This window comes from Pseudarthrobacter albicanus (genome assembly GCF_018224015.1).
GTDB classification, from domain to species: domain Bacteria; phylum Actinomycetota; class Actinomycetes; order Actinomycetales; family Micrococcaceae; genus Arthrobacter; species Arthrobacter albicanus.
Map to the genome: position 1 here is coordinate 1 of NZ_JAGPOT010000125.1, position 8943 is coordinate 8943.

The 8943-nt window shown below is 64.5% G+C and carries 8 protein-coding genes; 5 read left to right on the forward strand and 3 right to left on the reverse strand.

Annotated features, from left to right (window positions below):
- Positions 1 to 3: 3 nt before the first annotated feature.
- Positions 4 to 231, reverse strand: a complete 228-nt coding sequence (locus tag J9611_RS22435; RefSeq protein ID WP_211882869.1) for an ATP-binding cassette domain-containing protein — start codon at positions 229 to 231, stop codon at positions 4 to 6.
- Between the two features lie 134 nt (positions 232 to 365).
- The gene (locus J9611_RS20160; protein WP_211882870.1) at positions 366 to 1091 is read right to left on the reverse strand and encodes a phosphatase PAP2 family protein; all 726 of its coding nucleotides are present in this window, start codon (positions 1089 to 1091) and stop codon (positions 366 to 368) included.
- Between the two features lie 652 nt (positions 1092 to 1743).
- Here J9611_RS20160 and J9611_RS20165 point away from each other — a divergent pair.
- The 3 genes from J9611_RS20165 to J9611_RS20175 all read left to right on the forward strand — a co-directional run bounded on the left by J9611_RS20165 (position 1744) and on the right by J9611_RS20175 (position 5345).
- Positions 1744 to 2067 carry a histone-like nucleoid-structuring protein Lsr2 gene (locus tag J9611_RS20165; protein ID WP_211882871.1) on the forward strand — a complete coding sequence of 108 codons (324 nt, stop codon included), beginning with the start codon at positions 1744 to 1746 and terminating at the stop codon, positions 2065 to 2067.
- 1536 nt (positions 2068 to 3603) lie between these two features.
- On the forward strand, positions 3604 to 3906 hold the full coding sequence (locus tag J9611_RS20170) for a DUF4193 domain-containing protein (RefSeq protein WP_211882872.1): 303 nt from the start codon (positions 3604 to 3606) through the stop codon (positions 3904 to 3906).
- 626 nt (positions 3907 to 4532) lie between these two features.
- The gene (locus tag J9611_RS20175; protein WP_211882873.1) at positions 4533 to 5345 is read left to right on the forward strand and encodes a RodZ family helix-turn-helix domain-containing protein; all 813 of its coding nucleotides are present in this window, start codon (positions 4533 to 4535) and stop codon (positions 5343 to 5345) included.
- 1272 nt (positions 5346 to 6617) lie between these two features.
- Here the strand turns inward: J9611_RS20175 and J9611_RS20180 are convergent.
- A complete protein-coding gene (locus J9611_RS20180) occupies positions 6618 to 7316 on the reverse strand; it encodes a hypothetical protein (RefSeq protein ID WP_211882874.1) in 699 nt (232 codons plus the stop codon).
- Positions 7317 to 7538: 222 nt separating this feature from the next.
- Here J9611_RS20180 and J9611_RS20185 point away from each other — a divergent pair, with 222 nt between their 5' ends.
- Entirely contained in the window at positions 7539 to 7961 is a 423-nt protein-coding gene (locus J9611_RS20185; RefSeq protein WP_211882875.1) for a hypothetical protein, read from the forward strand.
- Positions 7962 to 8223: 262 nt separating this feature from the next.
- On the forward strand, positions 8224 to 8925 hold the full coding sequence (locus tag J9611_RS20190; protein WP_211882876.1) for a transposase family protein: 702 nt from the start codon (positions 8224 to 8226) through the stop codon (positions 8923 to 8925).
- Positions 8926 to 8943 lie beyond the last annotated feature (18 nt).

An 8943-nucleotide genomic window follows, 5' to 3' on the forward strand; every position in this document is an offset into this window, starting at 1 on the left:
CGCTCAGGGTCTTCGCGTCGGTCCCGTCGACATGGATCTGGCCGCCGCCGGGGTGTCCAGCAGCGCGAGAAGGTGCATCAGGGTTGATTTGCCGGAGCCGCTCTTGCCCACGATCGCCACGGAATCGCCGCGGTCAATCTCCAGGGAGACGCCTTTGAGGGCATCGAAGCGGTCAGGCCCGCGCCCATAGGTCTTGGTCAGGTCGCAGGCGGCCAGGATCGGCACAGACATGGGGGTTCCAATCAGGAGTCGGAGCAAATACAGGTCATGGGATGCGGGACAGGGGCTGGACGAGCCGGGAGGGCCGGGACCCAAGGGATCACAGGGCGGGTGGCAGCTGCCCGAGGAAGACCCCTGCCGCGGCGTCAAGGCTGCCGGGACCGCTCAGTGCCCGCCAGTTCCCTGATGAGGGCGGCTCGGCGTAGGCGGGGTTCGATGAGGTTGTTCCACAGGGGCAGCCAGAGCAGGATGCCGGCGGTGCTGATCAGCAGTGAGCCGATAACGTCGCTGGGGTAGTGCACGCCCAGGTACAGGCGGGAGAGGCCGACCGCGGCCGCCAGCACGGCGCCTCCTAGGGCGGTGATCGTGCGTTGGGTGCGGGTCCGGGCGAGCACCAGGACGAGGGCCCAGGCCAGGGACGCGGCAAACGCGGTGTGGCCGCTGGGAAAACTGTCGTTGCCGGCCTCCACGATCAGTGCGTGGGTGGCCGCGGCGGGCGGCCGGAGGCGTGTGACCAGGAGTTTTCCTGTTTCGGAGGACAGCCAGCCGACGCTGACCAGGGAGCCGAAGGCCAGCGCGGTCAGCGGCCTGCGGAAGGCGAACATCAGGACCAGGCAGCCCAGCAGCACAATGATGACGTTCCCCGCCGGGGAGAACAGGGCATCCAGCGCCAGGGAAGCCCCGGTCTGTGCGGTGGTCCGGCCCGGGACCATGCCTTCGTCCCAGGCAAGGTCAGGTCCGGGGGAGCCGTAGAGTTTTGCCAGAAGTCCGACGGTGAGCGTGATGGCGAAGAGCAGCGCCGAAGCGGCCAGCAGCCACCACGACCGTCCCGGCAGGTGCAGGGGCGGCACTTCGTGCGTGGGCGGGTTCATTTTTTTCTTGTCCTTCGGGGTCGGCGCCCGCACCGGGGGCAGCCCGCTGGAACGGCAGGCAGGAGCGCAGGCAGTCAGCAGTGTCCCACCGGTTCTTGGGAGGATGCTGGGAATCCCGGTTGCCCGCCGGGCTATAGGGACAACAGCGGCGTAAACGCGGCACGTAGCCGCCCCTGGGCAGCTGTGCAACGGGCCACCTGCTCGCCGGCGGCAGATGCCTGCGGAAGGTGGGAACGTCGGGCAGGCGGTACCCTCTTCGAACGTTCCGCGTGCGGCTCCGGCCGTTCATCTGCCCCGGCGGTCATGGGTGCAACCCTGCCGTGCGTCCCTCCGCATCCGTCCACCGGGGGTTGATCGTCGTCGTGATGACGATCGGGTTCAACCGCGGATCGGTGCAAGGTTCAGGCAGGGCCGGCCAGAGTGAACCCGCCAAGTCCCGCATCCTGGAGGAGTGGAACAATGAGTACTTCGCATTAAATGCGGTCCCCCGATTGCAGGGATAGACGGTCCCTCCGGCAAGTTCCCGCTTAACGATACCGGAAGGCTGGACTTATTCAGCGTCTTCGTATCTTCGTATCTTCGTTTCGCGTGACTCCCGGCGCACCGCCGGCGCTCTCACGAACCCAGTGGTACACGCTGCTAGCCTCTGGGGATGGCAAGGAGAAAAATCAGGGCCCTGCAAGATGATATGGACGGCTCACCAGCCCATGAAATATTGATCTTCGCCATGGACGGTATTTCCTATGAGATCGACCTCAATAAGCCCAACGCAACGGAACTGCGCAACGCGTTCCGGCCATATGTGGAAGCTGCCCCCAGGACATCCACTTCCCAGGGCAAGCTTCACGCACCAGGAAGACATGGGGCAGAAACAACAGCGCAGGTCCGGGCCTGGGCCCAACAACAGGGGCTGCCCGTGATGGACCATGGCAGCATCTCCTTGATCGTGCTGGAACAATACGCAGCGGCGCACTGACCGATCCGGGCCAGGCCGCCACATCGGCGCCGCCCGGCGCGGGCCGCGGCTAAGGGGGTGCTGAAGGTTACATGGCCGTAGTCGGGCCGCCCGATAACGCGCCGGCCCGGCGTTCGGCTTGTGCGACACCGGAACGGCCGTTCCCGGCCTTGAAGCAACCGCCATTCTCAACCAGGAGCCACAGTTCCATAGGGCCGTTAGGTCGGCGGTGAGGGCTGGAAGGTGCCGCGGTGGGGACCGGCTTACGCGGCAACTGGTCCGGGGCTCCCTCTTCCGGGAACTCTGCGCGGCCATCGTGGACAGGCTCACCTTCGGCGGGAACATCAGCGAAAACGGGCACCGGCTCCTGCCGCCTTGCACCCACCACAAATTACCAAGCCGCCGTCTGAACCCGCCGAAGCCGGTGCGGGCAACGCCCTGCTCGGAGTGAGGTGTACGTGGAATTCGTGAAGCAGGCGAAATCCGATTCCTGGTGGAGCAACATGTCCCGGAACCCCGCAGGCTGGTCAGGCGCAGGACCGGCCGGCTCCTAGTCCTGTGGAACCACCGTCAGGTCCGGAGTACCGTCACCGGGCCGGCGGATACTGACTATCCTGACTGTGATTCCTGTCAGAACCAGACCGATACCCAACGCCATAAGGATCCAGACAGGTACCGAAGCAGAATCGATATTCCGATAGCACTCTGCCGCCACCCCGGTACCGTGCCGCTGCGAGTCAAACATTTCAGCTGCACGGCTTTGCGGGAGCAACGGGCTGCCGCAGAGCGGCCCGGCTGTCTGTAAACCGAAAACGAGACTAAGGATGTGCGCGGCGAATCCAGCGACGGTCATCCAGATCCAGCCGCGCCGCGTACCAGGTTCCGGATTGACGGCCGGGGTCACAGGTTTCCTGGGAGAATCTCGAACCTCCATAGTCAGAGCATAATGGCGCTGCGCCGCACACAGACAAGAGTCCTGCACGTGAGAACCCAGCCGGTCTCCGATAACAGCGCATACGTCTCCCGGCCGTGCAGCGCCCTGGCTGCAGCAGGACGCGCCCCTTGGCCCGGTCCTGCACGGCGACAAGCTCCCGCCGGGTGGCGACGGGCCCGTCCTGGAAGTAGCGCGCGTACCCGGCGTCGGGGTCCTCCGCGCTCAGCGTCCATCCGCCGATGACCTGGTCGTAGGCGCCCAGGATCCTCGGGTCCTCGGCCGCGGGATCCGGACTCGCCGGCCAGTGCCTGCAGCAGATCCTCACGCGTGCAGCTGACCACTTCGTCGGGGCAGTGCGGCATCGCTGAACCTCCAATCCTGGACCCGGCGGGCGCTGTGACCCATATCGTAACGGCCGGATCAGCCAAGGCAAGCCTGCGGCCGCGGGTGGCGCGGCCCTTAGCTTCCAGGGCGTCGAAGCAGCCCAGGTGATTCCCTGTTGCCCCGGCCATCACGTACCGGCCGCACAGGCGTTCATGCCGCCCTGTGACTGTGGAATGGCCGCCGCGTGCTGTATGTTGCACCGGGGTCAGTCACCACACGAGAAAAGAGAACAAGCCAAAGTGGCAACCGATTACGACGAAGTCCGCTCCGACGTCAAGGAATCCCAGCAGAACTCCCTGGAGGCCCTGCAGTCCGCGAACGCACCGGACGCCCGCAGCGTCGTCCTGGAACTCGATGAGGCCGACGGCCTGGACGGGGCAGGTGTCCCGGGCGGTGAGTTCATCGCCGAGGAACTGATCATCCAGATCATACCGCAGGCCGAGGACGAGTTCACCTGCTACTCGTGCTTCCTGGTCCGGCACCGGTCCCAGATTGCCCGGCACAAGGGCGCCCACGCGTACTGCACCGACTGTGAAGGCTGAGCAGGCCCGCACCCGGCCCTGGATCCCGTGGGGCGATGGACGATGACTTCCGGGCCGGCATCGAGGCCGGGTTCACGCGTCCTTCCCCGGAGGAGGTCCGGGGGCGCCTTGCGCCCCTGTTGCCGGGCCGACGTCCGGACACGGGAAAGCCCCTCGGACGAGGGGCTTTCAGCGGGTAGGTCAATAGTTAGGTCGTGTTGGCCAGCGGTGACGTGCTCCCCCTTTCCGGACGCCTGACGCGCCCATGCCGGACTTTGTACTGCAAGACATTAATATGCGGATCAGTGGCCCGTCCAGCGACACGCCACAGCATTTGCGCCGGACCGGACAGGTGCACGCCGCGGCTGCGGGCAGCTGTTGGAGCGCAGCGGAAACCCGGGTGCTTCTTCCCACGGGTGTGATTTAAGGCGGAAGAACTGGCACGTGGTGTGCCCGCTCTTCCTGTTTTCCCTCTGCATAAGGAATCTCAATGATTGTGTCATTGCTTACGTTCCGGACAAAGTTTTGGAAACTCCCGGGTGGGCATGGAAACCTTTAAGGACGCACCGCCGATGGGTCGGACACCCATTTGGAGGATTACGTGACCCATCGACGCAGAACTGGCTGGACGGACAAAGCTGGAAAAAATGACCAAAACTGGCAACGACGACACTGAAGGACCAGCCGAGAAGGCCGCCCTGACCAAGAAGGGCCTCGGTCTGAGCCCCATCCAGGTTATCGCCGGCGGGGGCGCCGCCGCAGTGGCTTCCGTCATTGGCGGGAACCTCGGCCTGGCTGGAAGCGTGGTCGGTGCCTTTATCCTCAGCGTTATCTCGGCCATCGCACTGCCGCTGTTTCACACCTCCCTGGAAAAAAGCCACGAGCAGATCAAGCGCGTCATGCCCAGACGCGTCACGGATGCAACCCGGACAACGCGCCCACAGATGGCCGCGGACACCGCCAGCATCGCCCGGGCCACCTCCGGCAAGGTCTCCGCTACGCCCTTGCCGCTGGAGCAGCCCCGGGCAAGCCTGGCCGATGCACGGCATGCCCCCCACAAGTCACCCAGGGGCCGGAAGGCCTGGATGGCTATCGGTGGAACAGCCACCATCTTCGCCATTGGAGTGGGGTCGATTCTTGGCATCCAGGCAGCCACGGGTGCGGCCCTTTCGAATGGAACCAGCGCTCTCCAGTCCGGTATTACCCAGGTCGTGTCAAATACCAACGACAGCACGGGCACTCCCGCCACGGACCCGAAACCAAGCGCCCCAGTTGAGTCGAGCACCGTGCCAACGGATCCGGCCACCGACCACACTGAACAGCCGACGCAGACACCCACCCCCACAAGCCACCCCGCACCAAGTGCCAAACCCACGGCGACCGCCGGTGCGGACAACCCCGTACCGTCGAGCACGCCCCATCCCGCTGTAACATCCGCCGGTGCCGTCCCTACGAAGTAGATTCGTCTGGCTGCAAGCCTCAGGCGCTGTAGTCCTGCATGCCGGCCCTATTCGATGTACGACAGATACGGCAAGCAACAGCCACGGTTGAGAACATCAACCGTGGCTGTTGCCGTGATTCCAGAACATTTCCAGCCCAACAAAAGATTCTCCCGGGCATCCCTTCACAGGACGCCCGGGTCCGTCGGCGGCGGCGCATTGGTTTCCCTGGAATGACCCGAATCCCAGAGGAGTTCAGGCCCAGGGCAGGAGAAAGCCCCGGATGCCGGCATCGTCGTTGACAACCGGGGCAAGCAATCGCCAGTGCGCCCCTCAACACAGCCAAACAAGGTCCACGGGCCTTCACACGTACTCAAAAGAACGCTCGGATCTGGCCGGCCGATATAAGGGGAGGGCCGGCCCACGCGAGGCTTCGGTATGTTCGGAGTTGGTCGGGTTCGACCTGGGGACCTAACCAGAGCGAAGGCGAAGACAATGGTGAGCGTGGTATCGGCGGTGCAGAGAGGTGCCTACGGGCAGTCCCGTCAAAGGATCCTTTCTCAAGACAACATTTCCGGGACCGCGGCGGTTGGCCGGCGTCCAGCATCCGCGACGTGTGGAGTTCAAACGCTTCGTGGCGGGGTTCTGTGATCGCTCGATGTCGCAGTTGTCGGCGGCAGGTGCCGTCTTGCCTGGCATGGGTACCCGAACGGACAGCAACCCGTCCCGCCTCTCCTCCGAAAAGGATGCTCTGCTCGTCTTGGCCGGCCCGGTGCGGCCTGGACAAGATCACCGCTGCCGAAGGATGACCCGGCGCAGGTTCTCAGCCACCACGGGGTAGGCGCCGCTGTGACGCGGGCGCCGACCCCGGATAGTGCACCATCATTCTGGAGGGGAATGACGTGTGCAGTGCTCCCGTGGGAAACACTGCCACGGGCTCAAGGTAGCCTGTGGAACTGCGGTTTTCCTTGCCGGAGACGTGGCAACCCCTGCTGAGGGCCCACGCGAACAACGTCCCGGCGCCGAAGGGCCGTGCCCCTTCGGTGGCAGTCACGATCGCACCAGCATGGCCCCACAGACGAAGGGGGTACGAAATGTCAAAGTATTTGGTCCTGATCTTCCAGGATGAAGTGGCTACGAAAGAAGTCGCGGGCGAGACGGTCAGCGCCGACTACCAAGCGTTCATGCAGCGTCGCGGGGGTCCCTGCTGGGCGGGGCCGCACTCGAGCCGGCGGAGACGGCGACGTCCATCCGGCGCGACGGGTCCGGTGGATGCGGCTGAGATCCCGGCACTTATTTCGGTTCCTTCAGCCTGAGGGCCTCCCTTACCGTCTGAGGATCATTATTGGGGCCGACCGCGCCTGGTTCAGTCCAAACTAAGAAGAGGCGGTTCTCCACCACAATGAAGGAGAGGTCTCTCCCTGGTTGCTTCTTCTCTTTGATCCCGGCCAAAATTCTGTTGATTTCCTTGGTCGCGCTATCGAGGTTCGCGTCGTAGAAGGACTTCGTCTCCATCCCCACTGACGGCTCCCACAGGGAAGTCACAATGCAGTCTGCCGCTGGATTTGCATAGCAGTAGATTATGTGAGTGGGGCCCATAAGCCATGAGCGCTTGTGCGGATGGGCCGGCTTCTCCTGCTTCAGTCCGAGCGCCCTCCTTACCGTCTGAGGATCATCATCGGGACGAATCGCCCCAGATTCATCGGGACCCGTTGACCCGGGTTCAGTCCAGACTAGAAAGGGTCGGTTCTCGACGACGATAAAGCAGAGGTCTCTACCTGAGGGCTTCGCCCCTCTGACCCCGGTCAAGATATTGTTGATTTCACCGGTCGTTCTTGCCAAATCTGCGTCGTAAAAGGAGGTTGCCTCCGCCTCCATCGAGTCCGCTAGGGACGTTACATGGCAATCGCCGGCTGGGTTGGCATAGCAATGGACCTTGTGGCCTTTGTCTATCCACCACGACCGCTTTGCGGGTTTTGCTACTTCTGACATCTCCATGTCCCTCTCTACTGGATCGCCGCTATTTGAGGGGAGATCGCGGGATCTTGTAGCGGCCATGATGCGCCGATGAGTACGGTTGAACAAGAGCCCGCGTTGACTCATCAAAGATGCCCGCGTAGCTGCTATCGAAGAATCATTTGATAATGCCCGCGTAGCGGCGCGTCTGCCGGGACGGCGCCCGCCGCCCCGGCACTGTGAGCCATGGAGCTTTCGATGAGCCAGCGCAGAGCCGTCACGAAGACCACCGCCCTCCGATACGCTCGCGCGGACCGGGCCGCCAAGAAAACCATCCTGGACGAGCTGTGCGCCCTGACGCACTGGCACCGCGACCACACGCGCAAGGCGCTGAGACAGGCCCTGGTCCTCAAGCAGGTCACACCACGGTCACCACGGCCTCCGCTCTACGGGGAACCGGTGATCGAGGCCCTGCGGTTCATCTGGGCCGTCCAGGGGACCCCGTGCGGGCGGTTACTGGCGGCGGCGCTGCCGGACCTGGTGCCGCGGCTGCGCCGGCTTGAGGAGCTGCAGCTCGACGACGGAACGGCGGCGCTGCTGCTGAAGATCGCCCCGGCGACCATCGACCGCCGGCTGGCGGCGGACCGGGTCAAACTGGCTCTTCCCAGTGAAGCGTGGTGAGGTGGGCCTTACTTCATGATGTTCGGGCTGTGGATTGTGGCTGGTCTCAGCGTGGCATGACCGGGGAAGGCGTCAGGGTCTTCTTGAATGGTTATCGACCAAGAAAACCTCAAGAAAGACCCTGACAGTGCCATATTCTATGTCGCCGGGCCGCTCCCTGCCTTCACCTGGAACTGTTGCGCCGGAAGATGCCGGTCCGGCAGCGGTGGTGACAGGCTGTGGTCCCGGGCCCTGGTGTGACCTGAGCGATGCCTTGCTCGGGATGGAAGACATGCACGTGCTCGGTGTGGACCGCAGCCGTGCTGACCGGATCACCGTGGCCGTGGAGACCGGCGATGCCGCCGGCTGGTGTCCGGGATGCGGATCCAGCGCGCAGGCCCATGATCGGCGCACCGTGACGGCGCACGACGCGCCGCTGCTCGGGTTCTCCCTGGTGCTCAGGTGGCGCAAGCGCATTTACCGGTGCCGGGAGCGGCAGTGCCCGAAGAGCACGTTCAGCGAAGAGCACTGGTTGATCGGCCCGCGGGAGAAACTCACCGTGCGCGCCGTGCGCTGGGCAGTGGACTCACTCAAGCACCACGACACGTCGGTCTCGGCCGTTGCCCGGCAACTCGGAGTGGCCTGGCAAACCGCGTGGGACGCGATCCAGGCATTGGCCGGCACCGAGCTCGCGGACCCGGGCCGTCTGCGCGGCACCGGCTCGCTCGGCGTGGACGAACACGTCTGGAAACACACCGGCTTCCCGTCCGAACGGATGGTCACCGGCATGGTCGACCACACCCGTGATCAAAGCGGTAAACCCCGCGCCCGGCTGCTGGACCTGGTCCCGGGGCGCTCCGGTTCCGTGTACAAGGCCTGGCTTGAAACCAGGCGGAGGGGTTCACCGCAGGCATCAGCACCGCGACCCTGGACCCGTTCCGCGGCTACGCCAACGCCATCGACGACTGCCTGCCCGAAGCCGTGACCGTTCTGGACGCCTTCC

Excerpts from the sequence above, each read along its gene's own strand:
- J9611_RS22435 (WP_211882869.1), bottom strand. The coding sequence starts at position 231 with ATGTCTGTGCCGATCCTGGCCGCCTGCGACCTGACCAAGACCTATGGG.
- J9611_RS20175 (WP_211882873.1), top strand. The coding sequence starts at position 4,533 with ATGACCAAAACTGGCAACGACGACACTGAAGGACCAGCCGAGAAGGCC.
- J9611_RS20160 (WP_211882870.1), bottom strand. The coding sequence starts at position 1,091 with ATGAACCCGCCCACGCACGAAGTGCCGCCCCTGCACCTGCCGGGACGG.
- J9611_RS20180 (WP_211882874.1), bottom strand. The coding sequence starts at position 7,316 with ATGTCAGAAGTAGCAAAACCCGCAAAGCGGTCGTGGTGGATAGACAAA.
- J9611_RS20190 (WP_211882876.1), top strand. The coding sequence starts at position 8,224 with ATGGAAGACATGCACGTGCTCGGTGTGGACCGCAGCCGTGCTGACCGG.
- J9611_RS20165 (WP_211882871.1), top strand. The coding sequence starts at position 1,744 with ATGGCAAGGAGAAAAATCAGGGCCCTGCAAGATGATATGGACGGCTCA.
- J9611_RS20185 (WP_211882875.1), top strand. The coding sequence starts at position 7,539 with ATGAGCCAGCGCAGAGCCGTCACGAAGACCACCGCCCTCCGATACGCT.